The sequence below is a fragment of the Anaerotruncus massiliensis (ex Togo et al. 2026) genome (genome assembly GCF_900199635.1).
In the GTDB taxonomy this organism is placed as follows: Bacteria; Bacillota; Clostridia; order Oscillospirales; family Ruminococcaceae; genus Anaerotruncus; species Anaerotruncus massiliensis.
In genome coordinates this window covers 2,810,296-2,832,751 of record NZ_LT962687.1, presented here as the reverse complement: position 1 = coordinate 2,832,751, position 22,456 = coordinate 2,810,296, and the positions used below count along the sequence as shown (strand labels likewise).

The window sequence follows — 22,456 nt, the reverse complement described above, 5'->3', positions numbered from 1 at the left end:
TGGTGTTTAAACTAAAAACATCCCGGAAAACGGAAGAAATCTTTAATCAAATTGAGGCAAGCGAAAAACTTCCGTGGCCTACCCTCATGAGACTTGCGTTATCTTTATCCATACGCCAGGGACCTTTGATGGAGGTCGAGTTATATTCCGATAGTCTGGGAAAAGAACTGAATCGCTCAACAATCACTGGAGACGCAGACAGCCTCTATAAATGCCTGATTGAATTACAAGAAGGCCGACATATTCCGGACAAAGAATACTTTCCCACTTATGTGAAAGGTCACTTGGAACGCGGCGCCAGTCTATTGGAACGAGAGAAAAAGTATTCAAGAGATTTACTTGTGCATTTGACGGAAGTGGACAAAGGGTTATAATTACCTTCAGGATTTTGATGAGAAACAATCGAGATCTTAGGTTTTTAGCAATAGACAAATTGAAAATCGAAATATTCGGAAATTCGGAGTAGTTCGAATCTGAGACGAGATGTAATAACCATACACTGCACGCACAAAAGTATTTGACCAAGGCACGGACAAATTGAAATAGCAGCATAAAATCCTGCGTTACATAAAACAAAGAAACACGGCGGACTGAATGTTAAAGCTCAGTCCGCCGTGTTTTTGTGCTCACAGCGCTTTCAACTGCCTGCGCAGATCCTCATCGCTCAGTTCCCCGCGCTCGTTCTGCGCCTTTAGTTCCTGGGCCTTGGCCACGGCGGCGTTCCACTCATCCGCACTGATTTTTCTTCTCTGTTTCCGCATCTTTAAGCGGTTATAGGCCTTCGCGTACTCCTTCTGGGCAGGAGTGGCAAAGGCACGCTCCCTTGCCTCTTTCCGATGGGCCCCCACCTTGCGGCAGGTGCGTTCGGTTTCGCCCGGCGCGATGTTGTTGCAGTAGCAGGTGTTATAGCCCTCGGTCAGCAGAAAATACCGCCCGCAGTTGTGGCAGCGGCGGGGAGCGTTGCCCACCCTCAGGCCACGATAGAAATCCGTGTAGAGGAAGTGAGACAGATAGGTAAACTCCGCCTGCTCCGCCAAGATGACCTTGCCGTCCTCGGTTGGGTGTTTCATCGGGACGAACTTTACCTGAACGGGAAAGCTCTGTTCAAAGTCATTCGCGTCAAACAGCATGGCTCCCGCCACTCTCATGTCTGAAAAATATTGTGCGTAGGCTGCGGCGTAAGCGTCGGCCCCCCTGCGCTTGATCGGCTCAAAGTAAAACTCCAGCATTCCCTTTACCTGTCCCCGAAAATTGCGGAGGCTCTCCGGGAAATACTCCAGACCATTCAGAAATTTCTCAAATGCAGCATGCCCCTCAGAATTTACATCCAGTACTTCGGCCCAAGCCTCATGGTCGCCGATCATGATAGTCAAAAGCTGATAGGCAAATTCCAAATCCATAGAAAGCTCCCGATAGAACGGCAACTGAAAAATCAGATCCCAGACAGTGTTCAGCTTCTCCTGAGAGGAGGCTGCGGCGCTGTCTGTTTTTTCCTGCATAAAAGGCAGAACCGTAGACAGGAAAGCGCCAATGCGCTGCTCAATCTCACTCAACTCGCGCTCGTCCAGATTCAAAAAGTCGGTGGCGAATTGCCCCAACGGATATGACCTGCCGTTCAGGAAGAGTTCCTGTTTGCCAAAGAGCACTGAAAAGCTATCAAAATAGTTTCCCACAGCCCGTCACCCCTGTACCCGATTGAAATTCGGCGTTTGCCCATTCAACGCCAGATCTGTTGAAAGCCGTATCTCGGTATGTTAGTCTCAGTGTAGCAGATGGAAAAAAGAAAATCAATCGCAAGGAGGTAACGCCGTGAAAGAATCCGTCTACAAAAGCTACGACGAGCTGCCGCTGTTCCTGAACGCCAGCATGGTGGCAGAAGTGCTGGGGGTGTCGCCGTCAACGGGATACGAGCTGATGCACGAAAAGGATTTTCCGATTCTGAAAATCGGAAACCGCATTGTCGTTCCCAAAGAAAAGTTCATCGCATGGGTAGAGCAGAACACAGGAGGTGTAACTTGAAGTACAGGCAGTACCCGAAGCGCAACGCAATCAGAAACTACTTTCCTCTGCCCAACGAGATTTTTATGCTGGGGCTGTGTGCCGGTGAGATCTCGGTCTACTCCTATCTTCTCTATCTGGAGAACCGAAAAACCTTTCAGTGCTGGCCCAGCTACAGGACCATCGGCAGGGCTGTGGGCATGAGCCAGAACACAGTGCGGAAATATGTGATGGCGCTGGAGGAGAAGAAACTTATCATGACGGAGCCCACCAGCATCCGCACCAAGGATGGACGTAAACGCAACGGCAGCCTGCTCTACACCATCTGCCCCATTCAGGAAGCGCTGGATTTATTCTACGAGCGGCAGATGGCGCGGGTAGAGTTGGCCGCACAGCGCCGACGTGCTGCGGACAAGCAGGCAAAGCCCGCCCCTGTCGGCCCCTGTGAGCCGCTGTGTGGGGCTTTGGAGCAGGCCGAAGGGAATGACCCCGCCCGGGGCGTTGAGGCCGAAACTGAGCCGCTTTCAAAGGATTTGCGGGGGGCGGCAATAGGGCTCCCACCGAAGCCCAGCGAAGCGGGTTCGGTGGGAAAAGGAGGAGCAGCGGAGTGAGCGATTTTTCGTCCATTAGGGCGGAAATGAGCGATATGGAGCTTGCGACGACGTCAAGCAGGATAAAGGGCAGGCGTCGCAAACGCACCCACCCGGTCACAACTGCCACGCACACCCCGCCGCAGCGGGGCGTTTCGGAGGCCAGCCGCCAGCAGCGCTGGCGGCTCTTAGGCCGGAGATGTAAGGGCAGTTTCGGGGGCTTCGGGCGGGGGTCTTGAAACGGAAAATACACGCCGCAAGGGGTCTGAAATTCAGAGAACCCCCGTGTGGACAGCATTTCCGCAGGGGTCTTACGGAGAAACGGAGGGAAAATGAGCGAAAGAGAAAAATTGGCGGTCCGGTTGGATCCGGAGCTGCGGGAGCGGCTGGACCGCTGCTATACCATGGACGGCAGCCGAAGCCGGCGGGAGTATATCGAAAACGCGATTCAATTTTATACGGACTATCTGGAGATGAGCGGTGGCAGCTCCCTGTTGCCAAAGGAGGTCACCTCCGCCATTAACGGTCGGCTGGGACTGTTCGAGGATCGCCTGTCAAGCCTGCTATTCAAGATGACAGTGGCGCTGGATATGAATGCGGGCATCCTCTCGGATGCCTATGAGTTCAGCGAGGAGAGCCTTCGCCAGCGCAGGGCGGAGAGTGTCAAAAATGTAAAACAGACCAATGGACTCCTCTCACTGGAGCAGCGGGCAAGGGATTCGGGTGAGATGTAATGGCAAAGCTGATCGTCAAAAGTCCCTACATCAAGTGCACCGGCGGCGGGAATGCTGCCGGCGCCGGGGGCTACCTGCACTACATCGGCACCCGCGAGCATGTGCAGAAGCTTACGGATGACCGCCCTCCCACACGAAAGCAGGAGCAGCTCATCGCAAAGCTCATGAAAGATTTTCCCGGCGTGAAACAGCTGGAGGAGTACGGCGGCTATGAGGAGCGCAAGACCAAGGTTACCGCCTCCGCGCTCATCACCATGGCGCTGGAGGAGAACTGGCAGGCGGTCAGTCAGATGGACGGCTATGTGAATTACATCGCCACCCGTCCCCGCGCTGAGCGGCTCGGCGCCCACGGCCTGTTCGGGGACGAGGACGGCATCAACCTAAAGGAAGCAATGGCGGAGCTCAACTCCTATACCGGTAACGTTTGGACGCACATCATTTCCCTGCACCGGGAGGATGCCGCCCGTCTGGGCTATGACAGCGCCCAGGCGTGGCGCAACCTCATCCGCGCCCACCGCAACGACATCGCGGCGGCGATGAAAATTCCGCCGAAGGACTTCCACTGGTACGCCGCATTCCACGACGAGGGCGAGCACCCTCACATCCACATGATGGCGTGGTCGGCAAAACCGGGGCAGGCATATCTCTCCCGTGAGGGCATCCAGCAAATCAAATCCGTGCTCATGAACGACATCTTCAAGCAGGAGCTGCTCCATGTCTACGAGCAAAAGTCCGCCAGCCGGGACGAGTTGGTGCGGGAGGCGCGGCGGGAAATACTGGAGTTGGTGTGCACCATGCAGACAGGTCTCTGCGACCACCCAGAGGTGGAAACGCTGATACTTCAGCTGGCTCAGGGGTTGGAAACGGTGCGGGGCAAGAAAAGCTACGGCTACCTGCCGAAGCCCTTGAAAGCTCTCACCGACCAAATTGTTGACCAGATGGAGCGCATTCCTGCGGTGGCACAGTGCTACGAAAAGTGGCTGACGCTCCAGGGACAGGTGGACAGCTACTACGGCGGCGACGAGCGCAAGCGGCTAAAATTATCCCAGCAGAAGGAATTCCGCGCCATCAAGAACGCGGTGATTCAGGAGGCTGAGCGCATCCGCGCCGGAGAAATCACCTTTGAGGATGAAAACTTATCGGCAGCGGACGAGCTGGAGAGCACCCGCTACAACGTAGAGTTCTACTGTCAGTATCGGGACAAGATCTACGACGCCGACCTGCCCTTGGACGAACGGGACTACGCCGCGGAGCAGATGGCGCGCGCCGCCCAGGCGGGCAACCCCTATGCCCAGCACCTCCTGGGTAAACTCTACCGGGACGGCACGGTGGTGATTCCCGATGCGGAAAAGGCGCAGGACTGGTTTCAACGGTCGGCGGAGCAGGGATTAAACGTCGCCCGATACGCCCTGGGCAAGCTGCTGCTCACCGATGATCCGCTGGTGCGGAATATCCCGACGGGGCTGTGCTGGCTGGAGCTGGCACAGCAAAACGGCCGTTCCTACGCCGGGTACCGGCTGGGCAAGGAGTATTTGCGGGGGAAAATCGTCCCGAGAGATGTGCCAAAGGCGCTGGAATATTTGAACGACGCGGCACAGAGGGGCAACCAGTTCGCCCAGTACACGCTGGGCAAGCTCTACCTGTTGGGGCGTGAGGTGCCGCAGGATAAGGCGCTGGCGGAGCAATGGCTGAAACAATCCGCCGCCCAGGGCAACGAATACGCACAGTTCTTCCTCGACCGGCTGGACCAGTTCCGCCCGCCCTCCGTGCTGCTGGCGGCCACCCATCTGCTGCGCCAGATCGGCAGTATCTTTCAGGACAACTCCCTGCCGAAGTCCAGTCCGGGTGGTATCCGCTACGTCGACCGCAAGCTCCGACAGCGGGAGCGGGAAAAGAAAATTGCCATGGGCCACAGGGCAGACGATCATGAGGAATATACAGGCCCCACCATGTCCATGTAAAAGGAAACGCGCCTCCCGTCAGCGGGAGGCGCGGGCAGACAATGTGCGAGGAATCATCGCATAGTCGTTAAACAAAAAGCGGAGCTTATCAATTTCCTTTTCAATGTGGTAGTGCCCGCAGTACCACCGCTCATAGTGCAGACGGCGCTCAATCTCGCCGAGCCATTGCTCGGTGGATTTATCCACCGTGGACTGATCAATCGAGGGGAGGAATGCCTCAATCGGTTCATAGCGCAACGGGCAGGTATGAGAGAGAACAATATCGACTTGCCAATCGCGCTCGGACAGGACCCGCTCCACCTTGGCCTTGACCTCCGGCGACGGCTGCTCATCCGCCCACCAGTTCCAGCCCCTGGTGAGCCTGTAATACTTGTCTACGCTGTACGCGCCGCCGATAACAAGACAGGCATGGCCGCAGAAATCATAGACTTCACCATCAATGGCAAACATGATATTGGGATAATCGGGCTGAACCCAGATCTGTCCGCCATGGTAGATGCGTAACTCATAACCGAGCTCAGGACCGGGGCGCATCTCATGGTTTCCGTGAAGGCAGAAGAAGGTGACCGGCAATTTGGAGAGAGCATCCTTGTTTAGCGTGTCCCGTCCGTCGCCGAAATAGTTCAACCCGGCATCACCGAGGATGATGAACGTGTTCTCGTGGGTGACTCCTTTGGATAAGCAGAAGTCTATCACACGGTCAAAGCGCCCATGGGTGTCGCCGGTCAGGTATACGGTGTTCTGTGCCTGCTCCATTTGAGCATGCCTCCTTGTGTTAGCCGATGCGTCAAGTATAGCTTGAAAACACTGATATTGCAAGGAATGATCGTCGGGCGGTATTACCCGAACGATAGTTGGAAGCAGTAAAAATTTAGTCACGAATTTGATAGCTTTCCGAGGCGGATTGTGGTATGTGTTGTGTTGCAAATCCCGAAACGAGGTGAAAACAATGGCAAAACGAAGACCGTCCGGCGACGGCATGGTGCGCAAGCGGGAGGACGGCCGCTGGGAGGGCCGCATCGTCATCGGCCACAAGCAAAACGGCGACTCCATCTTCCGCCATGTCTACGCCAAAACGCAGAAGGAGCTGCTGGATAAGCTCCACCGAAATATTGAGGACTATCACGACGTGGACCTGACCGAGGACAGCCGCATGACCCTGGGAGAATGGCTGGACCGCTGGATGGCGGAATACAAGGCGGACACCGTTCGCCCCGGCACCCTGCGCGGTTACCGGACTCTGATCGAGCAGTACATCAAGCCCCAGCTGGGCGGTAAGCAGGTCTCCCTCATCACCACGCAGGACGTTCAGCGAATGTACCGGCGGCTCAAAAAAGAAGGGCGCGTCAACGAGCACCCCGAAAAGGGCACCCAGCTTGCCGACTCCACGGTTCGCGGCGTCCACTGCGTGCTCCATCTGGCGATGAAGGACGCGGTGCAGGCGCATATTATCGCCAAGAACCCAACCGAGGGAGCCACCATCCCCAAGCAGAGCGGCAGCGCCAAGCGGGTGCTGAACGATCGGGAGCTGGATGCCTTCCTCGCCATCATCGAGGGGGACGAGATCTGGCACGACTTCTTCTACACCGACCTGACCACCGGCCTGCGGCGGGGCGAAATCTGCGGCTTGATGTGGCGGGACTTCGATGAAAAGGACGGCACGCTGAAGGTGAGCCGCACCCTCCACAGCAAGAAGCTGGGTGTGTTTTCCCTGGGCGACACCAAGACGGGAATGGGCATGCGCACCATCGTTCTGCCCCAGAGCACGGCGGAGCTTTTGCGGCGGCGCAAGGAAAAGTCCATCAGTCAGTGGATTTTTCCTAACCCCATTAAACCCGAGCTGCCCGTGTCGCCCAACTCGGCCTACGGTCGTTTGAAGACTCTGCTGAAACAGGCGGGCCTGCCTGACATCCGATTCCACGATCTGCGCCACACCTTTGCCACCCACGCTCTTGCCAGCGGCGTGGACGCCAAGACCCTGTCGGGCATCCTGGGCCACACTAACGCCAGCTTCACGCTGGACACCTACACCCATGTGACCCCGGATATGCAGAAGACCGCCAGCGGCATCGTGGGCGGCTTCATGGAAGACCTCTTCGGAAAGGAGCTGAAACCGTGGCAAGAAAACGAAAAAGCGGAGATGGAACCGTAAGACTACGCAAGGACGGACGCTGGGAGGGGCGCATCGTCATTGACTACGATGACAACGGCTACCCGAAAACCAAAAACGTCCTCGCCAAGACAAAAAATGAGTGCCTGGAAAAACTCCAGGCACTCAAGGAATCCTGCGGCGGGGTAAAATTAGGAAAATTGCGGCCCGAGATGCCCTTCGGGGACTGGCTGGAATACTGGTATGAAAACCATTCCAAGCCCAAGCTCCGTCCCACCACCCAGGCGGGCTATGAGGGCCGCATCCGCCTGCACATCATACCGGCGCTGGGAGATATCCCACTGAACAAGCTGACGCAGAACGACCTCCAGCAGTTCTACGCGCGCCTCAAGAAGACGGGGCGGAAACGCTTCACCGACCTGCATGGCGAGGGACTGTCCGACCGGATGGTCAGAATGTGCCACGCCACCTGCCGTACCGCGCTGGAAAAGGCGGTGCAGGAGGGGCTGATCCGCACAAACCCCGCCATCGGCTGTAAACTGCCGCCCAAGAAGGCGCGGGAGATGCAGGTGCTGGACCGGGAGGAACTCCAAAGGTTTCTCATCCAGGCCAAGACGGAGGGCTACTATGAGCTGTTCCTCCTGGACCTGGCCACCGGCCTGCGCCGTGGGGAGCTGATGGCACTCCAATGGGACGATCTGGACTTCAAGACCGGCGTGCTGAACGTGAACAAACAGATCTACGATGTGAATGGTGAACTCCAGCTCAGCACGCCGAAAACCAAGACCTCCATCCGCAAGCTGACTCTGCCGCCTGCGGTGGTGGCGGTGCTGAAGGAGTACCGTGAAACGGTGGACTCCCGCTGGATGTTTCCGTCCCCAGTGAAGGAGGACTGCCCTATGACACCCTGCGCGGTACGCAGGAGGCTCCAGCTCATACTGGAACACGCCGGGTGTAAGCACGTCCGCTTTCACGATCTGCGCCACACGTTCGCCACACTGTCCCTGCAAAACGGCATGGACGTGAAGACTCTCTCGGCCATGCTGGGGCATGTGTCGGCGGCAACCACGCTGGACATCTACACCCATATCACGGACGATATGCGGCACACCGCCGCCGTCAACATCGACCGGGGTATCGGCAAGGCGGAGGCACCAGAGGAAGAGTTACCCTCAGTCCAGACGGAACCGGCGAGGATGACCGACTTCAAGCCGTACTTAGGGCATAAGCGCAAGCCCGGTACGGGCTGTGTCAGCGAGATCAACGACCACCTGTACGAGGGCAGGTACTCTCCCATGTGGCCCGACGGCAAGAAGCATGCCCGGAATGTCTATGCTAAGACGAGGGCGGAGTGTGAGGAGAAGTTAAAAGCGCTGATCGTGCAGATGAAGGCGGAAATCTCCGAGGCGAAGAAAAAGGCGACAGAAAGAAAATAAGACAAATGCGCGGCAATGATATTTCCACATCATCGCCGCGCACTTGTCTCAAAACTTACGATTGCCTCTCCATTAAGAACTGGAATATTTGCTTGTTGGTCTCGCTGTCCCGGTGGAGCAGGCAGTAGAGCAAGTCGTTCGTGGCTCCCTGCACGAAGACAGTAACCAGCGGAGCCGTGAGAAACCGCTGTTTCAACCGCAGGTTGAGCATCTCCATCAGCGGCTCCCCGGCTGCATCTGAGATACGCCGGTATAGATCTGTCAGCTAAGGGATGTCGCAGTTATTACCGATCCTGCTCTCCGCCTCCCGCAGAAAGTGCTTCACCGCAAAGGGGAGAAACTCGTCGGCAAGGGAGGCGTACAGCAGGTTCATCCGCGTCTGGCGCTCCTGACAGCGCATGATGTCCACCCGGCCGATCTGGGCGTTCAGCGCCGTTTCATAGAAGGGGTGGTCCCTCTCCGTGCCGTCCCGGTCAAGCACATCGAAGCACAGGCTCCGCAATTCGCCGCCCCGCTCAAAGCCGTCGCTCCCCGCCTCATACGCCAGCATCGCGTTCGCCCCCTCCAGGAAAAGGGAGAGGTAGCTGTCCAGTAAGTAGCCCTGCCTGCCCAGTTTCAAGCGGATGTCCCCCGCCAGCGTGAGCAGGGACAGGAGCGTCCCGCCCGTGGAGTCCGGGTCGAAGCGCCCGGAGAACCCCTCGTGTGTCTCAAAAATGTTCATCATATCCCGACCTTTCAGAAAGAGTCGGGAATTTCCCGTATCGTCAAAAGCGCATGCAAAGGCGGGGGCCTCACGCCCCGGAACCCATGCACGCGCAAAGTTTGATACTTGTGCCGCCGCGACAAAAGCGGTATACTGGCCTTGTCGTGGCGCCGTTTTACGGTTGTGCAGGGTGGCTGATTCACCTTAGCGCAGGGCTGGTGTGGTGCGAACACATCAGCCTGCCATGACGTTTTTTATTGTCGGGGAAACCCCGCAAGTGTATGTAAGCTCTGGCGGGGCGAAAAGTCAAGTAGTCTTTTCAGGTAAAAATCTGCGTTGCTGTAAATAAAGAACAGATGGCTTCGAAACCACTCAAATTTGACAGTAGTATCAAATACAAAATCTATATTTTTTCACCCCAAAACCCTTGTCTTTGCCGACTTTGCACCAATTCCGTGAGCGCCTCTGAAAAGACCCTGTCCTGCGCCGCTGTGCGCTTGACGGGGCCTCTCAGCCTGCCTCCGGCACTGCGGATCTTCCTGGCGGTGTGCCGCACCAGCAGGAGGGCGTCGATGTTGTCCGCCGTGTACTCCATGCCGTCCTGATTCAGCGCCAGGGCACTACGGGCCAGGCACATGGCGGCCAGGCCATAGTCCTGGGTCACCACCACGTCGCCGGGGCGTAGCAGGTTCACCAAGGCAAAGTCCACGCTGTCAGCCCCCTTGGAGAACATCAGCGTCTGCGCGCCCTTCCGCTCAAAGCAGTGTGAGGTGTCGCAGAGGATCAGGCACTCCAGGGCAAATTGCTTTGCAATGTTTAGAGTCTCGTCTACAACGGGATAGCCGTCCGCGTCGATCAAAATACGCAAGCTTCAGTACCATCCTCCCTACTTCACTTGGCGGGTAAATTTGCACTTTGGGTATGTGCTGCATCCCCAGAAGGAACCATATTTCCCCTTTCGCAACACTAATTCGCTGCCGCAAAAAGGACACTTTGTGTTAATGGCTTCAATATGCTGCAGCTTCTCGGCTTCACTCTTATTTGTTAATCCGCTGAGCCTTTCTGTCATTGATCGAATCTCTTCATGAGAATAGATTGGTAGAGATTTATTTAACGTGGCGCGCAGTTTTTTCAGCATATTGGGACGACGTACAATGATAACGTCTGCGGTGTCGTCAGGAACCTTCTTCAAACTGCACCGCTCTGAAAAAACAATATAGGAAGTAAACGCTGAAATAGGCATCCCTAAGTATTCCGCCAGCGCTTTGATATGCGTACGGTTTTGACGAATCGGATTATAAAACCTGTGTTTTTCACCGTTTTGCAACGATTGTGTCCAATTAAGCTGCTCGGCATCGCCAAATATCCAGCCGCTGTAATTCTTGCTTTCAAACACAAAGATTCCTTTCTCGTGAACCAAAAGCAAGTCGATTTCCGTTGTTTTCCCTTTCATCGGGACGTAGATATTCTTTAATACAGAGAAGTCGCCGTCAAGGTTGTTGTTCGTCAAGGCAAATTCTGTTGAAAATTCACCAAACTGCCCTGCATTTTCATAGTTCAAAAGCGTCCGAATAATACCGGGCTGTTCGCCTTTTAGAATTTCAAAAAGACTCATAATATGTCCCCTCATACGCAAAATATCAGCGGCAGACCCGTGCTCTCATTTATGTGTGTACAGTTTATCATAGAAAGCCCCAGAGAACAACCTGAAAGCGCCATATCCGAGGCGGACGGCAACCTGATCACCGCCAGCGCCACCGGTGGCCTGCTGTGGGCAAAGCAGATCCTTGCGCATCTGAACGTCTTTCAGGAGGACACACTGGAAGCGTGGTATCAGTATTTCAGCACCGGCAGACCCGAGCAGTTCTATGCCCTCATGCAGACGCTGCCGACCGCAAATTCTGCGTTGCAATAAACAAAGAAAAGCCAGATTTGACGGCCCTCAAAGCCGCTGACAGGCGCTCGTATAAAACCGGACTATTTAATGCAAAACCCCACTGAAATCATTGATTTCAGTGGGGTTTTGGTCCGAGTGGCGCGGCTCGAACGCGCGGTCTCCTGGTCCCAAACCAGGCGCGATACCAACTTCGCTACACCCGGATATTTGATTTTTCCGTTTCCGGAAATTCTGCTGTCTGTGGTCAAAGCTGTGGTCAGATGCAATTTTGAGGCGCTTTTCAAGCAACGGTTTAGTCCCGCAACCGCCCGTGTCCCAACGGCTTTCGGCGTTTCGCTTTCTCCCGCCCCGGATAGCGGCACGGCACTCCCAAAGCAGGCGCGCTACCAACTGCGCTACACCCCGAAAAATGCTTGCGGCACGCGACAAAGTCGCGTGCCGCAAATGTCATCATAGCATACCGCGCGGCGGGTGTCAAGGCGGCGCGCCGGGCGGATTGGGGCCGGCCCGGCGGCGGGGATCAGAACGCAAGTTTCGCCTTGAGGTAATCGCCGAGGGAGGAGACGGGGATGCGCTCCTGCTCCATCGTGTCGCGGTCGCGGACGGTCACGCAGCCGTCCGTCTCGCTGTCGAAATCGTAGGTGATGCAGACGGGCGTGCCGATCTCGTCCTGGCGGCGGTACCGCTTGCCGATCGAACCCGCGTCGTCGTAGTCGACCATGAATTCCTTCGAGAGCGACTCGTAGATCTTTCCGGCGCCCTCGGCGAGCTTTTTGGAGAGGGGCAGCACGCACGCCTTGAAGGGGGCGAGCGCCGGGTGCAGGCGCATGACGACACGCACGTCCTCCTTGCCCTTCGCGTCGGTGCCGACGACCTCCTCGTCGTAGGCGTCGCAGAGGAAGGCGAGCGCGACGCGGTCCGCGCCGAGCGACGGCTCGACCACATAGGGGACGTACCGCTCGTTCGTCTCGGGGTCGAAATAGTCGAGCGCCTTGCCCGAGCACTCCGCGTGGCGGGAGAGGTCGTAATTGGTGCGGTCGGCGATCCCCCACAGTTCGCCCCATCCGAACGGGAAGAGGTACTCGATGTCGGTGGTCGCCTTGGAGTAGAAGGAGAGCTCCTCCTTCGCGTGGTCGCGCAGGCGCATGTTGTCCTTGGCCATGCCGAGGGCCAGGAGCCAGTTTTCGCAGAAGCTGCGCCAGTACTGGAACCATTCGAGGTCGGTGTCCGGCTTGCAGAAGAACTCCAGTTCCATCTGCTCGAACTCGCGGATGCGGAAGATGAAGTTGCCGGGGGTGATCTCGTTGCGGAAGCTCTTGCCCACCTGCGCGACGCCGAAGGGCACCTTTTTGCGGGTGGTGCGCTGGATATTCATGAAGTTCACGAAGATGCCCTGCGCCGTCTCGGGGCGCAGGTAGATTTCGCTCTTGGCGTCCTCGGTGACCCCCTGGAAGGTCTTGAACATCAGGTTGAACTTACGGATTTCGGTAAAATTCGCGCTGCCGCATTCGGGGCAGGTGATGCCGTGCTCCTTGATGTAGTCGTACATCTGCTCGTTGGACCAGCCGTCGGCGATCTCGCCGGTGGCGTCCTCGATGAGCTTGTCGGCGCGGTGGCGGGTCTTGCAGTCCTTGCAGTCCATCAGCGGGTCGGAAAAGCCGCCCACATGCCCCGACGCGACCCACACCTGCGGGTTCATCAGGATGGCCGAGTCGAGCCCGACGTTATAGGGGCTCTCCTGGACGAATTTTTTCCACCAGGCGCGCTTGACGTTGTTTTTGAATTCCACGCCGAGCGGGCCGTAGTCCCAGCTGTTGGAAAGCCCTCCGTAGATCTCCGAACCCGGATAGACAAAGCCCCTGCTTTTGCAGAGGTTGACGATTTTCTCCATCGTTTTTTCACTGTGATTCAACGTGACGACATCCTCTCGTACTCATATGGGTCCCTAAAGCCCTATTATATCGGGATCCGCGCCCAAAATCAAGGGCCGCGCCGCGGGAAACGGCGGCGAAATTGTCCGCCGGGACGCGTCCGGGCCCTATTGATCGAGCGGGGACAGGTCGAGCCGGTCGTAGCCCGCGAGCAGCTCCTTCACGACCGCGACGAGCCGGTCGCAGTCGCCGGGGCGCTCCCCCTCGAGGTTGAGCGGCATGAGCGGGTCGTGCAGCGACAGCCTGAGCAGCAGCCAGCCCTTCACCTCCGGGCCGGAGAAGGAGAGGCGCACCCCCTCGTAGGAGTTGGGCGCGACCGCGTAGCCGGCCGCCCTGGCGCGCGCCTCGAACTGGGCGAGCACGTCGAGCCCGTAGGCCTTGAAGTCGTCGCCGAGCAGGTTCATGCGGTATTCCCGCGTCTCGTACGCGGAGGGCAGCTTTTCGATCAGCGCGTCGATCCTTTTGCCCTCCCGCCTGGCGCGCGCCGCCGCGATCAGCAGCTTGACCGCCATGTACGCGCCGTCGTCTAGGTAGTAGTTCTCGCTGAGCGCGCCGTGGCCCGAGGTCTCGATTGCCAGCGGGCAGGAGACCCCCTCGGCGTTGAGGCGCTTCTGCTCGTTGATGACGTTCTTGTAGCCGCGTTTGAAGCGGTGGTGCCTGAGGTGCAGCGTGTTTTCCAGAAAGCCGGTCAGCCGGTCGGAGGTGACCGAGTCGGTGACGATCGTCCCGCCCGGATAGTCGGGCGCGAGGATGGCCGCCATCATCGCGATGATCGCGTCGCGGTTGACCTCCGAGCCGTCCGACAGCACCGCCGACATCCGGTCGACGTCGGTGTCAAAGATGATGCCGAGGTCGGCGTGGTTTTCGACCGTCGCGGTGCGCACGGCGTCCATCGCCGCGGCGTTTTCCGGGTTGGGGATGTGGTTGGGAAAGGTGCCGTCCGGCTCGAGAAACTGGCTGCCCGCGGTATCCGCGCCCAGCGGGGCGAGCACCTGCTCGGCGAAGAAGCCGCCCGCGCCGTTGCCCGCGTCGACCACCACATGCAGGCCCGCGAGCGGATTCTCATAGTCCTCCGCGCCGACGCCCAGGCGGATTTTTTCCCGCAGGCTGTTCGCGTAGAGGGAGAGCAGCGGGGTCCGCTGCACCTTGGAGAGGTCCGCCCGGGCGGGCGTGAGGGAGGCGGCGGTGAGCAGCAGATCGGTGATGTCGCGGCTCTCCAGGCCGCCGTCCGCGTCGAAAAACTTGAGCCCGTTGCGGTTGTAGGGCAGGTGGCTCGCGGTGATCATGACGGCGCCGTCGTACTGCGTCTCGGGGAAGACGATCGACATGAACATCGACGGGGTGGACGCGAGCCCGCAGTCGTAGGCGGCGGCGCCCTGCGCGGCGAGTCCCTCGAGCACCTGCGCCTTCAGCGCGGGCGCGGAGACACGCGAGTCGTGCCCCACGCCGATCTTGAGGGCGGAGGGCGCGGCGTTTTTCTTCTGCGCGAGCCACAGGGCGAACGCCTGCGCGATCAGGTTGACGGCCTCGCCCGTCAGGTTGACGTGCTGACCCTCGACCCCTTCGGTGGCGATTCCGCGCACGTCGCTGCCGTTTTGCAGCTTGAGCATGGCTTCCTTGGCGATGGACATGGCTGTTCCTCCAGACACGATAAATTCTTTTCAGCGGGCGGCGGGCTTTGGACGCGCGGCGCGCGCCGCCGTCCGGTTCACAGGCGCCGCCCGGGTGAATACCTGTTTATTATACCAACAAATCTCCCGTTTGTCATTGATTGTTTTACCGTTCCCATGATAAAATAGAGGGACTGCTAGGAGGTGCGAACATGGACCTTACCATCGTCCGGTGGGCCGCGGAACATCTGCACGGCCCCTTCCTCGACACGGTGATGCCCTATATCACCGCGCTCGGGGACAGCGGATTCATCTGGGTGGTGATCTGCTTTGTGCTGCTCGCCCGCAAAAAGACCCGCCGCGCGGGCATCTTCTGCGGGCTGTCGCTGCTGATCGCCTATGTTTCGGGCGAAGTCGTGCTCAAAAACCTGATCCAGCGGCCGCGCCCCTTCACCCTGCTGCCCGGCGTTTCGCTGCTCATCCCCCCGCCCGGCTCCTCCTCCTTCCCATCGGGGCATACGGGGTCCTCCTTCGCGTGCGCGGCCGCGATCTTCCTGCTCAACAAAAAGTGGGGCGTGCCCGCGCTGGCGCTGGCCGCTCTGATCGCCTTTTCCCGGCTCTACCTGTCGGTCCACTATCCGACCGACCTGCTCGCGGGCGCGCTGCTCGGGGTGGGAAGCGCGCTGCTCGCGCGCTGGCTCTGCCGCAGGCTGCTGCCGCGGACGCCCGGGGAGGGATGAGCCGGTGAAACGGATTTGCGCCACCCTCGGCGGCCAGCGGTTTGAGATCCCCTGGGAGGGCCCGGCGCTCCTCTCCGATTTGCTCGCGCCCCACGGGTTTTCGCTGCCCTGCGGCGGCGCGCACACCTGCGGGGCGTGCAGGGTGACCGCCTACGGCGAGCTCTCCCCCCTCTCCGCGGAGGAAAAGCGGCTGCTCACGACCGAGGAACAGCTCTCCAACGTGCGGCTCGCCTGCTGCGCGCGGGCGCTCGGGAGCTGCACCGTCCACGCGCTTTCCCCTCCGCGCCCGCGGGTGCGGAAGGGCGGGACGCTCCCCGCCGCGGCGGGGGAGTCCCCCTTCGGGCGGGGGCATGTCCTCGCCGCCGACATCGGCACGACGACGGTCGCCGCGTATCTCTGCGACCCGCTGCGTCCGGACAGGCCCGCCGCAGCGGGGGAGCTGAACGCGCAGGCCCCCTTCGGCGCCGACGTGATCACCCGCATCGGGAAATGCGCCGAAATCGGCGTCCGCCCCCTGCGGGAGGCACTGGCCGGCCAGCTCGACCGGCTCTTCGCCGGGCTGCTGCGCGGGCGCGGCGTGCGGCCGGACAGGGTGCGCGGCGTGGTGCTCACCGGCAACACGGCGATGCTCCACCTCTTTGCCGGGCTCGACCCCGCCGGGCTCGCCGCGGCGCCCTATACCCCGCAGAGCTTATTTGGGGTGCTCTATAACGCGCGGGGATATTTCCCCACGCTGCCGCCCGCTGCGCCCGTCTATCTCGCGCCCTGCGTGGGCGCGTTCGTCGGCGCGGACACCGTCTGCGCCCTGCTCGCCTGCCGCCTCGAGCCCCGCGAGCTGCTCCTCGACGTGGGCACCAACGGCGAACTCGCCCTCATGACCGAAGAGGGCGCGCTCTGCTGTTCCGCGGCCGCGGGTCCCGCCTTCGAGGGGGCGGGGCTCCGGTGCGGGATGGTCGCCGCCGACGGCGCAATCTGCGCCGCCGCCGTCAGGGACGGCGGAATCGTCTGCAGGACGATCGGCGGCGGGCCGCCGCGCGGCGTCTGCGGGACCGGCGCGGTCAGCCTGCTCGCCGCGCTGCTCGAGCTGGGCGCCGTTGACGAGACCGGCCTGCTCGACGAGCGCTGGGAGGAGGGCTTCCCGCTCGGCGGCGGGGTAGTTTTCACCCAGCGGGACATCCGGCAGCTCCAGCTCGCCAAGGCCGCGATCGCGGCGGCGATGGACGCCCTCTTCGACGCGGCGGGCCTCTCGCCGTCGGACGTCAAGACCCTATACATCGCGGGGGGCTTCGGCAGCGCGATCGACCCGCAGGCCGCCGCGCGCGTCGGCCTCATCCCCGCCGCGCTCGCGGGCCGGGTGTCCGCGGCGGGCAACGCCGCCGGGATGGGCGCCTGCATGATCGCCGCCTCCCAGCGGGCGCTCGACGACGCGGAGGCGCTCGCGCGGGACGCGCGGGTGCTTGACCTCACCGAGAGCCCGGTTTTCAGGGAGCGGTTCGTGGAGGAAATGATTTTTGGAAGCCCTGAGGGGTGAAAGGAGCGGAACGCCATGGCTGGAAACCGGTTTTTGGACGAGCGGGAGGCCTACCGCATCCTCGCGGAGGGGGAATACGGCTTCCTCTCCCTCGTGACGCCGGAGGGCGGGCCCTACGGCATCCCGCTCAACTATGTCTGGCTTCCGGAGGAGCGGTGCGTCTTTTTCCACTGCGCGAAAAGCGGGCGGAAGCTCGACTGCATCAGGGCGCGCCCGGAGGTCTGCTTTACGGTGGTGGGGCCGGCGAGGGTGATCCCCGAGCGGTACAACACCCGCTATGAGAGCGCGGTCTTTACCGGGACCGCCTCGATCGTCACCGACCCCGCCGAAAAGCGGGAAAAGCTCGACCTGCTGGCACGGCGGTTTTCCCCGGGCGACCCACGCAGGGAAGAGGTCGTCGAAAAATATCTGCCCGCCGTCTGCATCTGTAAGCTCGCCGTGCGCACGGCGAGCGCCAAACGGAACCCGGGAGATTAAAACGGGAGGCCGCAAAGCGGCCTCCCGTTTTTCGCAGGTTATCCGGACATTAAGCGGCCCGCCTCAGGCGTTTTGGGGGTCCAGGGTGAAGCGCCACACGCAGCGGCTCGATTCGTCGGTCATGTCGGGGTAGCAGCTGACCGCCTCGGTGGTGATGCGCGGGTCGATGACCCGGGCGAAATTCGTGTACTCGACGAGCCCCACCGGCTTGCAGGGGTGGTAGGGCATCCCCTTGCGGGCGCGCGCGTCCTGCACGCGGCAGGACCGCACATGGAAGGTGAGGGTATTGCCCTCGAGCACCGTCTCGTGGCGGTTGAGCGGCGCGTAGAGCCGGAAGGCCAGCGCGCGCCGCAGGCCCTCGAGCCCCGCCAGCTCGGGCAGGCCGAGAAACTCCTTGATCCGCCGCGCCTCGGTTTCGGTGAAGCGCGCCCACGCGTTCACGTCGTGCCCGACCGCCTCGTCCATGCCGCGCTTGTGTTCGATCGACTGGAACCACAGCCCGTCTAGCGCAAGCCAGTTCTTGGAAAACATTTCGCAAAGCTCGAGCAGCTTTTCCCGCGGCAGCTCCTGAATGGATTCATATTCCGTCATCATCGTTTCCTCCGTCTCTATTTTTCCCGCCGCGCGGCTTCGCACGCGCGGACGGCGTCCTCCAGCGTTCCCGCCGCGATCAGAAACCGGTTGTTGTGGCAGAAGCGCAGCGTTTCGATTCCGGAAATCCGGGGAAGCTCCTCCTCGGAGCGGCCCGCCCACCCGGCGGGAAAGGGGTGCTTGAGGCTGTGCGTCTCGTCGTCGTTCGGCACCGCCTGCGCACTGTATCCGCCCCGCTGGGAGGGATAGACCACGAACTCCGCCGGGGAGGGCACGAGCGCCATTTTCCAGGGGGCGAAGGTGGGCAGGATCACGATCCCGTCCCTCATTTCGCCGAGCGCGCGTTCCACGAGCGCGCGGGCGCGCTGGATGCTCCAGATGCCCTCGAACCGCTTCTCCAGAATCACCTCTGCAAAGGCGACCGCCTCCGCGAAGCAGTCGTCGGGCGACCTGTCCGAATCCCAGCTCGGGTTGAACGCGCCGATCAGCCCGGCGATCTCGCTGCCGCAGCCGGTGTTGTCGTCGAGGTCGAGCGGCTGGATGAAATGGAAATCGAACCGTTCGGCCTCCTCGGGGCCGACCAGCCCCGCGCCGAATTCCTTCCACAGCAGGCCGAACGCCGCGTAGGGCACGCCGTTGGGCCGCACGGGCGCGTTTTTCTGGTGGTGGTCGAATCTTCCCCATCCGATGTCGAAGACGAGCCCGTCGAAGTTTTCGGGTACGTCGAACACCCGGGTGATTTGGACGGATGGGTTGAGGAGCTTTAAAAGCGCGGCCGAAAAAACGTCGTCCGCATGGAATCTTCCGCCGTGCGTCAGGGCGGTGTCGGGGATGCTTGCCGTCATTCGTGTTCCTCCCATGGCACAGGGGTGCGGGGCGCCCGCCCATGCGTCCCGAAGGGACGCATGGCCCGCGCTTTGCGCGGGCGTCGTCTCAAAAAGCCCCTTTTTGAGACGACGGCGGGCGCTCGGCCCCGTGTGCGATCAGCGCGAGCTTTTGGGCCCGCGTCATCTGTTTGAGTTCCCACTCGCGGCGCATGGCTTCGGCTTTGGTCTCGAACGCCTCGCGGTAGACCATCTCCACCGGAAGCCGCCCGCGGGTGTATTTCGCGCCGCGGCCGTCGTTGTGGGCGGCGAGCCGGGCGGCGGGATCGTTCGTCCAGCCCGCGTAAAGGGTGCCGTCGGCACAGCGCAGCAGATATGCATAGCATGTCCCGTTTTCCATCCCGAAAGCCTCCCCCCGGTTCGCGCTGTTACTATGATACCACGCGGGACCCGCCCCGGCAAGGGTAAAAAGAGGGCTGTTTATTGGACAGGAAATTTGTTACAATGGGACTGTAAAGGGGGCGGGAAAATGCCGAAAAATCCGAATCAGAAGCTGAAGCTGCTCTATCTCATGAAGATCCTGCTCGAACGCACCGACGACGAGCACGGGCTCACGCTGCCGGAGATCCTCGACGCGCTCGGCGGTTACGGCGTCACGGCGGAGCGCAAGAGCATCTACGACGACCTCGAAATGCTGCGCGTTTACGGGCTGGACGTCGAGCGCACGGGGCACAAATACTTCATCGCGAACCGGACCTTCCAGCTGCCCGAGCTCAAGCTGCTGGTCGACGCGGTGCAGTCCTCCAAATTCATCACCCACAAAAAATCCACCGAGCTGATTAAAAAGGTGGAAAGCCTTGCGAGCGTGCACGAGGCGCGGCTGCTCCAGCGGCAGGTGTTTGTCACCAACCGCATCAAGACGATGAACGAAAGCATCTACTACAACGTCGACAAGATCCATGCGGCAATCACGGCTGGCGTAAAGATCAGCTTCCGCTACTTCGAGTGGGCGGTCGACTTTTCGGAGGAGGGCGGGCCGCTCAAAAAGCAGTTCCGCCGCAATGGAAAACGCTACCGCATCAGCCCGTGGGCGCTGACCTGGGACGATGAAAACTATTATATGATCGGGTTCGACAGCGAGGCGGACATCATCAAGCACTACCGTGTCGACAAAATGGCTGAAATCCAGCTCACCGCAGAACGGCGGGACGGGCAGGAGCATTTCGACCGGTTTGACATGGCGCTCTATTCCAAGCGGGTGTTCGGGATGTTCGGCGGCGAGGAGGAAACCGTCCGGCTGCGGTTCGTCAATCATCTGGCCGGCGTGGTGCTCGACCGCTTCGGCAAGGACGCCTTCCTCTCACGGGCGGACGACGCGCACTTCAACGCCACCGTCAAGGTGCAGGTGAGCCCTCAGTTTTATTCGTGGGTCTTTGGGTTCGGAGGGGAGGTCAAAATCCTTTCCCCTGGCCATGTGGCGCAGGGGCTCTGTGCCGCCGCGCGGGAGGTCCTCGCTCTCTACAGCGAATAGCCCCGCGTCCCGCCGGGTATCTTATCCGTGGAGGCGGTTGGATGAAACGGACCTTTACGGCGATCATCAAAAAAGTCCCGGATATCGACGGCGCGTATGTCGAAATCCCCTTCGACGTGCGCGCCGTATATGGAAAGGGGCGCGTCAGGGTGCGGGCCGCCTTCGACGGCGAGCTGTACGAGGGAAGCCTCGTGCGCATGGGGACGCCCTGCCATATCCTTGGCCTGCGTAAGGACATCCGCGCGAAAATCGGCAAACAGCCGGGCGACGCCGTGGTCGTCACGGTGGAGGAGATTTAAATTGGATTTATAGGTAAGCGGCTGCCCGAAAGGGCGGCCGCTTTTTTGCCGCGCGGGAACGGCTGGGTTTGCCGCTCAACGAGCGGCGGAGGTTGCCGGCGGCCGGCCGATGGCGGTCCTTAGGCATACCGCTCAGTGAGCGGTGTAGTTTGCCGGGTCCCACCCCAGAGTGGGCTTAGATTTGCCGCTCAGTGAGCGGCGGAGTTTGTCGGTGGTCGACCGACAGCGAGTTCCTTTCTTGCTTGCCCAAGAAAGGAACCAAAGAAGGGCACGAGGGGCTTTGCCCCTGCGACCCCCGCGCCGCCTCCGGTTGGCCTGCGGCCAAAGTCGGCGGCGCCCCGTCACGGATGAGCGAACGAGCCTACAGCAGCCCGCCCGCCGCCGCGCCGCGGGCGCAATGCCTCTGCCGGTGAGTCTCCGGAACCGTATCGGAAGTGCATCCGGGGAGGCACGGCCGCTTTTGCGCGGCGCGCAGCGCCCACGGGGAGGCGGAAAACTGCGCGGCTTTGCCGCGCACACGCGCAGAGCGCGCGAACGCCCGGAACGGGCGTTGTTTTCCGCCGCGGGTCCCCGGCGTGCCATCCGGCTTCGGTCGTTGGGAGCGCAAGGCGCACGTCAGTTGCGGCCCCTGCCCGCAACTGACCCCGCGATCGGTCAAGCCGATGCGCGTGCGCCTCACGGGCGGAGGGTCAGCGACCCTCCCCCGTGTGCCCCCACCCGGCAAGTTCGCCGCACCGTTGTTTCCATCGTTGGGTGCACCCGCAACCTGAATTGAGCCTTCAGCTGGTGTACCCGTGGGGAGCGGCGGTAACCTGCGGGTACTGGCAAGGTACTCCCGGAGATTCCTAAGAACCCGGCGGAGGGTTCTTAGGCGGACTTTTGGTTCCTTTTCGTCCGTCCGAAAAGGAACCCGTGACGCGCGGCGGAACGCGCTCGTGATTCTTGCCGCCCACGGGCGGCAATTCCCGTGAAAGCCCCGCCGGGCGCAGCGCGGCAAATCCCAAACCGCCGCCGGGGCGGGACCCGGAAATCTCTGCCGCACGCAGAGTGAAAGCCCCTCAAACTGTCCGTTATATTGGACACTCACCCTATTATAATAAGGATGGAAGGAGGGAAAAAGATGCTGGGAACAATCGTCTGGCTGGCGGGAAGCTACGGGTTTTACCGCTATATGATGGGACAGTGCCGGAAGGCCGCCCGGGAGGGTTACCGCACCGAAAAGCGCTACCTCCAGGCCGTCCGGGAGGACTGAACGAAACACGGGAACAGGACCGCGCACAACACGGAAAGGAGTGTCGGCAATGGCGGATTATCAGATCAGGTGGGTGCAGGGGCACGTGGAAGTGTACGACCGGCTTGGAAGGTTCCAATTCTCGGCCGACACCGAACAGGAGGCGCTTCGGGACCTCGAGGACGGCTGGGCCGCGTGAGCGCCCCGGCGTTTCCCACCGCTCAGGCGCAATGACAAAGCCCGCCGGCTTCGCGGATGCGAA

At 60.5% G+C, this 22,456-nt stretch carries 25 protein-coding genes, 1 tRNA gene and 1 pseudogene; 15 read left to right on the top strand and 12 right to left on the bottom strand.

What is annotated here, in order from left to right; all coding sequences use genetic code 11:
• Positions 1 to 2: 2 nt before the first annotated feature.
• A complete protein-coding gene (locus C1A13_RS13565) occupies positions 3 to 374 on the top strand; it encodes a DndE family protein (protein WP_172439296.1) in 372 nt (123 codons plus the stop codon).
• A gap of 252 nt (positions 375 to 626) precedes the next feature.
• On the opposite strand, the gene C1A13_RS13560 is transcribed toward C1A13_RS13565, so the two are convergent.
• The gene (locus tag C1A13_RS13560) at positions 627 to 1,673 is read right to left on the bottom strand and encodes a DUF6076 domain-containing protein (RefSeq protein ID WP_101552884.1); all 1,047 of its coding nucleotides are present in this window, start codon (positions 1,671 to 1,673) and stop codon (positions 627 to 629) included.
• A 136-nt stretch (positions 1,674 to 1,809) separates the two neighbouring features.
• Here C1A13_RS13560 and C1A13_RS13555 point away from each other — a divergent pair, with 136 nt between their 5' ends.
• The 4 genes from C1A13_RS13555 to mobP3 all read left to right on the top strand — a co-directional run bounded on the left by C1A13_RS13555 (position 1,810) and on the right by mobP3 (position 5,283).
• Positions 1,810 to 2,019: a helix-turn-helix domain-containing protein gene (locus tag C1A13_RS13555; RefSeq protein ID WP_101552882.1), complete on the top strand. Its 210-nt coding sequence runs from the start codon at positions 1,810 to 1,812 to the stop codon at positions 2,017 to 2,019.
• Positions 2,016 to 2,609 (top strand): helix-turn-helix domain-containing protein, encoded by a 594-nt coding sequence (locus tag C1A13_RS13550; protein ID WP_101552880.1) that lies wholly within the window; start codon positions 2,016 to 2,018, stop codon positions 2,607 to 2,609. Before C1A13_RS13555 ends, C1A13_RS13550 begins: the two co-directional genes overlap by 4 nt.
• 311 nt (positions 2,610 to 2,920) lie before the next feature.
• The gene (locus tag C1A13_RS13545; RefSeq protein ID WP_101552878.1) at positions 2,921 to 3,322 is read left to right on the top strand and encodes a hypothetical protein; all 402 of its coding nucleotides are present in this window, start codon (positions 2,921 to 2,923) and stop codon (positions 3,320 to 3,322) included.
• Positions 3,322 to 5,283: a MobP3 family relaxase gene (mobP3, locus tag C1A13_RS13540; protein ID WP_101552876.1), complete on the top strand. Its 1,962-nt coding sequence runs from the start codon at positions 3,322 to 3,324 to the stop codon at positions 5,281 to 5,283. Before C1A13_RS13545 ends, mobP3 begins: the two co-directional genes overlap by 1 nt.
• Before the next feature lie 18 nt (positions 5,284 to 5,301).
• Here the strand turns inward: mobP3 and C1A13_RS13535 are convergent, their stop codons facing one another.
• Complete coding sequence (locus tag C1A13_RS13535) at positions 5,302 to 6,039, bottom strand: metallophosphoesterase (RefSeq protein ID WP_101552874.1); 738 nt, start codon at positions 6,037 to 6,039, stop codon at positions 5,302 to 5,304.
• Between the two features lie 193 nt (positions 6,040 to 6,232).
• On the opposite strand from C1A13_RS13535, the gene C1A13_RS13530 reads away from it, so the two are divergent.
• Entirely contained in the window at positions 6,233 to 7,435 is a 1,203-nt protein-coding gene (locus C1A13_RS13530; protein WP_101552872.1) for a tyrosine-type recombinase/integrase, read from the top strand.
• Entirely contained in the window at positions 7,399 to 8,829 is a 1,431-nt protein-coding gene (locus tag C1A13_RS13525; RefSeq protein ID WP_101552870.1) for a site-specific integrase, read from the top strand. The genes C1A13_RS13530 and C1A13_RS13525 overlap by 37 nt, the downstream gene beginning before the upstream one ends.
• A 55-nt stretch (positions 8,830 to 8,884) precedes the next feature.
• On the opposite strand, the gene C1A13_RS14955 is transcribed toward C1A13_RS13525, so the two are convergent.
• The 4 genes from C1A13_RS14955 to C1A13_RS13510 form a co-directional block, all read right to left on the bottom strand.
• The gene (locus C1A13_RS14955) at positions 8,885 to 9,046 is read right to left on the bottom strand and encodes a hypothetical protein (RefSeq protein WP_172439295.1); all 162 of its coding nucleotides are present in this window, start codon (positions 9,044 to 9,046) and stop codon (positions 8,885 to 8,887) included.
• A gap of 48 nt (positions 9,047 to 9,094) precedes the next feature.
• Positions 9,095 to 9,553: a hypothetical protein gene (locus C1A13_RS13520; protein ID WP_101552868.1), complete on the bottom strand. Its 459-nt coding sequence runs from the start codon at positions 9,551 to 9,553 to the stop codon at positions 9,095 to 9,097.
• A 382-nt stretch (positions 9,554 to 9,935) separates the two neighbouring features.
• Entirely contained in the window at positions 9,936 to 10,400 is a 465-nt protein-coding gene (locus C1A13_RS13515) for a YaiI/YqxD family protein (RefSeq protein ID WP_101552866.1), read from the bottom strand.
• Between the two features lie 18 nt (positions 10,401 to 10,418).
• Positions 10,419 to 11,147, bottom strand: a complete 729-nt coding sequence (locus C1A13_RS13510; RefSeq protein WP_172439294.1) for an NERD domain-containing protein — start codon at positions 11,145 to 11,147, stop codon at positions 10,419 to 10,421.
• A 114-nt stretch (positions 11,148 to 11,261) separates the two neighbouring features.
• Here C1A13_RS13510 and C1A13_RS13505 point away from each other — a divergent pair.
• A pseudogene (locus C1A13_RS13505) lies at positions 11,262 to 11,447 on the top strand (glutamine amidotransferase); the annotation flags it as partial.
• 109 nt (positions 11,448 to 11,556) lie between these two features.
• Here C1A13_RS13505 and C1A13_RS13500 read toward each other — a convergent pair.
• The 3 genes from C1A13_RS13500 to C1A13_RS13490 all read right to left on the bottom strand — a co-directional run bounded on the left by C1A13_RS13500 (position 11,557) and on the right by C1A13_RS13490 (position 14,991).
• Positions 11,557 to 11,632, bottom strand: a tRNA-Pro gene (locus C1A13_RS13500).
• A 317-nt stretch (positions 11,633 to 11,949) separates the two neighbouring features.
• Positions 11,950 to 13,341 carry a glycine--tRNA ligase gene (locus C1A13_RS13495; RefSeq protein WP_278277676.1) on the bottom strand — a complete coding sequence of 464 codons (1,392 nt, stop codon included), beginning with the start codon at positions 13,339 to 13,341 and terminating at the stop codon, positions 11,950 to 11,952.
• Positions 13,342 to 13,467: 126 nt separating this feature from the next.
• A complete protein-coding gene (locus C1A13_RS13490) occupies positions 13,468 to 14,991 on the bottom strand; it encodes a phosphomannomutase/phosphoglucomutase (RefSeq protein ID WP_172439293.1) in 1,524 nt (507 codons plus the stop codon).
• Positions 14,992 to 15,182: 191 nt separating this feature from the next.
• Between C1A13_RS13490 and C1A13_RS13485 the strand changes: the two genes are divergently transcribed.
• From C1A13_RS13485 to C1A13_RS13475, 3 genes are read left to right on the top strand one after another with little or no spacing between them, the layout of a single operon-like run.
• Entirely contained in the window at positions 15,183 to 15,710 is a 528-nt protein-coding gene (locus tag C1A13_RS13485; protein ID WP_101552860.1) for a phosphatase PAP2 family protein, read from the top strand.
• A gap of 4 nt (positions 15,711 to 15,714) precedes the next feature.
• Positions 15,715 to 17,241, top strand: a complete 1,527-nt coding sequence (locus tag C1A13_RS13480; RefSeq protein ID WP_172439292.1) for an ASKHA domain-containing protein — start codon at positions 15,715 to 15,717, stop codon at positions 17,239 to 17,241.
• Positions 17,242 to 17,256: 15 nt separating this feature from the next.
• Positions 17,257 to 17,718, top strand: a complete 462-nt coding sequence (locus tag C1A13_RS13475; protein WP_101552856.1) for a pyridoxamine 5'-phosphate oxidase family protein — start codon at positions 17,257 to 17,259, stop codon at positions 17,716 to 17,718.
• Between the two features lie 63 nt (positions 17,719 to 17,781).
• Here the strand turns inward: C1A13_RS13475 and C1A13_RS13470 are convergent, their stop codons facing one another.
• From C1A13_RS13470 to C1A13_RS13460, 3 genes are all read right to left on the bottom strand, one after another.
• Positions 17,782 to 18,309, bottom strand: coding sequence for a DUF6125 family protein (locus tag C1A13_RS13470; RefSeq protein ID WP_207654197.1), 528 nt, complete (start codon positions 18,307 to 18,309; stop codon positions 17,782 to 17,784).
• A 17-nt stretch (positions 18,310 to 18,326) separates the two neighbouring features.
• Positions 18,327 to 19,154, bottom strand: coding sequence for an MYG1 family protein (locus C1A13_RS13465; protein WP_101552852.1), 828 nt, complete (start codon positions 19,152 to 19,154; stop codon positions 18,327 to 18,329).
• A gap of 88 nt (positions 19,155 to 19,242) precedes the next feature.
• Complete coding sequence (locus C1A13_RS13460) at positions 19,243 to 19,533, bottom strand: GIY-YIG nuclease family protein (protein WP_101552851.1); 291 nt, start codon at positions 19,531 to 19,533, stop codon at positions 19,243 to 19,245.
• A gap of 129 nt (positions 19,534 to 19,662) precedes the next feature.
• Between C1A13_RS13460 and C1A13_RS13455 the strand changes: the two genes are divergently transcribed.
• From C1A13_RS13455 to C1A13_RS15210, 4 genes are all read left to right on the top strand, one after another.
• Complete coding sequence (locus C1A13_RS13455; RefSeq protein WP_101552849.1) at positions 19,663 to 20,664, top strand: helix-turn-helix transcriptional regulator; 1,002 nt, start codon at positions 19,663 to 19,665, stop codon at positions 20,662 to 20,664.
• Between the two features lie 41 nt (positions 20,665 to 20,705).
• A complete protein-coding gene (locus tag C1A13_RS13450) occupies positions 20,706 to 20,963 on the top strand; it encodes a DUF1905 domain-containing protein (RefSeq protein ID WP_101552847.1) in 258 nt (85 codons plus the stop codon).
• A gap of 1,120 nt (positions 20,964 to 22,083) precedes the next feature.
• Positions 22,084 to 22,215, top strand: a complete 132-nt coding sequence (locus C1A13_RS15215) for a hypothetical protein (protein WP_256153209.1) — start codon at positions 22,084 to 22,086, stop codon at positions 22,213 to 22,215.
• Positions 22,216 to 22,264: 49 nt separating this feature from the next.
• The gene (locus C1A13_RS15210) at positions 22,265 to 22,393 is read left to right on the top strand and encodes a hypothetical protein (RefSeq protein WP_256153210.1); all 129 of its coding nucleotides are present in this window, start codon (positions 22,265 to 22,267) and stop codon (positions 22,391 to 22,393) included.
• Positions 22,394 to 22,456 lie beyond the last annotated feature (63 nt).

Excerpts from the sequence above, each read along its gene's own strand:
- C1A13_RS13545 (WP_101552878.1), top strand. The coding sequence starts at position 2,921 with ATGAGCGAAAGAGAAAAATTGGCGGTCCGGTTGGATCCGGAGCTGCGG.
- mobP3 (WP_101552876.1), top strand. The coding sequence starts at position 3,322 with ATGGCAAAGCTGATCGTCAAAAGTCCCTACATCAAGTGCACCGGCGGC.
- C1A13_RS13535 (WP_101552874.1), bottom strand. The coding sequence starts at position 6,039 with ATGGAGCAGGCACAGAACACCGTATACCTGACCGGCGACACCCATGGG.
- C1A13_RS13530 (WP_101552872.1), top strand. The coding sequence starts at position 6,233 with ATGGCAAAACGAAGACCGTCCGGCGACGGCATGGTGCGCAAGCGGGAG.
- C1A13_RS14955 (WP_172439295.1), bottom strand. The coding sequence starts at position 9,046 with ATGGAGATGCTCAACCTGCGGTTGAAACAGCGGTTTCTCACGGCTCCG.
- C1A13_RS13520 (WP_101552868.1), bottom strand. The coding sequence starts at position 9,553 with ATGATGAACATTTTTGAGACACACGAGGGGTTCTCCGGGCGCTTCGAC.
- C1A13_RS13510 (WP_172439294.1), bottom strand. The coding sequence starts at position 11,147 with ATGAGTCTTTTTGAAATTCTAAAAGGCGAACAGCCCGGTATTATTCGG.
- C1A13_RS13490 (WP_172439293.1), bottom strand. The coding sequence starts at position 14,991 with ATGTCCATCGCCAAGGAAGCCATGCTCAAGCTGCAAAACGGCAGCGAC.
- C1A13_RS13485 (WP_101552860.1), top strand. The coding sequence starts at position 15,183 with ATGGACCTTACCATCGTCCGGTGGGCCGCGGAACATCTGCACGGCCCC.
- C1A13_RS13475 (WP_101552856.1), top strand. The coding sequence starts at position 17,257 with ATGGCTGGAAACCGGTTTTTGGACGAGCGGGAGGCCTACCGCATCCTC.
- C1A13_RS13470 (WP_207654197.1), bottom strand. The coding sequence starts at position 18,309 with ATGACGGAATATGAATCCATTCAGGAGCTGCCGCGGGAAAAGCTGCTC.
- C1A13_RS13465 (WP_101552852.1), bottom strand. The coding sequence starts at position 19,154 with ATGACGGCAAGCATCCCCGACACCGCCCTGACGCACGGCGGAAGATTC.
- C1A13_RS13460 (WP_101552851.1), bottom strand. The coding sequence starts at position 19,533 with ATGGAAAACGGGACATGCTATGCATATCTGCTGCGCTGTGCCGACGGC.
- C1A13_RS13455 (WP_101552849.1), top strand. The coding sequence starts at position 19,663 with ATGCCGAAAAATCCGAATCAGAAGCTGAAGCTGCTCTATCTCATGAAG.
- C1A13_RS13450 (WP_101552847.1), top strand. The coding sequence starts at position 20,706 with ATGAAACGGACCTTTACGGCGATCATCAAAAAAGTCCCGGATATCGAC.
- C1A13_RS15215 (WP_256153209.1), top strand. The coding sequence starts at position 22,084 with ATGCTGGGAACAATCGTCTGGCTGGCGGGAAGCTACGGGTTTTACCGC.
- C1A13_RS15210 (WP_256153210.1), top strand. The coding sequence starts at position 22,265 with ATGGCGGATTATCAGATCAGGTGGGTGCAGGGGCACGTGGAAGTGTAC.